Genomic DNA, 1,352 nt, shown 5'->3' with positions numbered 1-1,352 from the left:
TCGCTAATCCTTCGCCGTCATCAGGCTGGATAGAGGACTTCCACCTCCAAGCTGTCGTTCATACTCGGCACACCGCCCAGGCCGCGCCCTGCGCGGCGCTGTTGTGCGGAAAGAGCTCATGGATGCGGCCGAGCGTCAGCGGCACGATGCCGGGGGTGAAGGCGCCAGCGATCACGCTCGAGACGATCATCGCCGCCGGAGCCACGCTGACCGCAGGCAGCACGATTGCGACCGCCTGCACCAGGAAGGCGACGCGCAGCGCCGGGCCGAAGCCTGCGCGGTCGGCGAGATGCCCGGTCACGAGCGGGCCGGCGATCGCGCCGATGCCATAGAGCACCCAGTATTGTGAAGCAGCCAGAATCCCCTGCCCGAGCCCGCGCGCCACGAAGTCGACCAGGAAGACCATGTGCGGCACCAGCGCCAAGGCGTTGAGGCCATATTCCGCATACAGCGCGCGGATCGCCAGTGATCGCGGCCGCGACGCGACGTGATGGTGGGCGAGCGTTTTCGCGCCACGGACCTCGGCCGGCCAGGCCTTCCAGCTCGCCAGGGTCAACAGCACGGACAATATCCCAATTCCATACCAGGTTTCTTGCAGCCCTTGCCGCAGCAACAGCGGCACGAGCGTGCCGGACGCCGCAACGCCGAGGCCCACGCCGGCGAAGATCACGCCGCCGACCACGCCCTTCTTGTTCGGCGGCGTGTGCGGCAGGATCGTCGACGCCGCGAGCACCATGATCACGCCTCCGGACAAGCCGGCAAGGAAGCGCCACACGAAGAACCAGGCGAAAGAGATCGGCACCGAGCAGGCAAAGCAGCAGAGCGATGCAAGCACCATCATGGCGCGCAACGAGCGCACCGGCCCGGCGCGGGCCCCGACCTCGCGCGCGATAATCGCGCCGGCCAGATAGCCCGCAAGATTGGCAGCGCCGAGATAGACGACATCCGCCGGACTGAACCATTTTGCCGCGATCAGCGCCGGGATCAACGGCGTGTAGGCGAAGCGCGCCAATCCGAGACCGACCAGCGAGGCGCAAAGCCCAGCCGCAGCCGACAGCCAGACCGGTCCGCCTTCATGATGATGATTGGCCGCCGCTGAATGCGGGTGACGGTGAGCGTGGGTGCTTGACATCGACATGGGTTAAGCAGCCTCGCTGCTCGAAAGGGAAATGGTTAGTTCTGATGCCAGCCATCGCCGACGGCGATGGCTGACTAAAGCGTTTTCGAGCGAAGTGGACACCGGTTCGCGTGAAGAAAACGCGTCAAAACGAGAACCTAGAGCTTCGGTTCTGATTCAATCAGAACCGAAAATGCTCTAGGCCGTGTGGACAGTTACCTTATCCAGAGCAGAG

General features: G+C 64.6%; 1 protein-coding gene. It reads right to left on the bottom strand.

The window, feature by feature from the left end:
* Nucleotides 1-58 precede the first annotated feature (58 nt).
* Complete coding sequence (locus AAFX91_RS41680) at nt 59-1,132, bottom strand: YbfB/YjiJ family MFS transporter (protein ID WP_394570344.1); 1,074 nt, start codon at nt 1,130-1,132, stop codon at nt 59-61.
* Nucleotides 1,133-1,352: the final 220 nt, after the last annotated feature.

Origin of the sequence: Bradyrhizobium sp. 31Argb (assembly GCF_043638955.1) — a bacterium.
GTDB lineage: Bacteria > Pseudomonadota > Alphaproteobacteria > Rhizobiales > Xanthobacteraceae > Bradyrhizobium.
This window is presented reverse-complemented; position numbering and strand designations above follow the sequence as displayed.

Excerpts from the sequence above, each read along its gene's own strand:
- AAFX91_RS41680 (WP_394570344.1), bottom strand. The coding sequence starts at position 1,132 with ATGTCAAGCACCCACGCTCACCGTCACCCGCATTCAGCGGCGGCCAAT.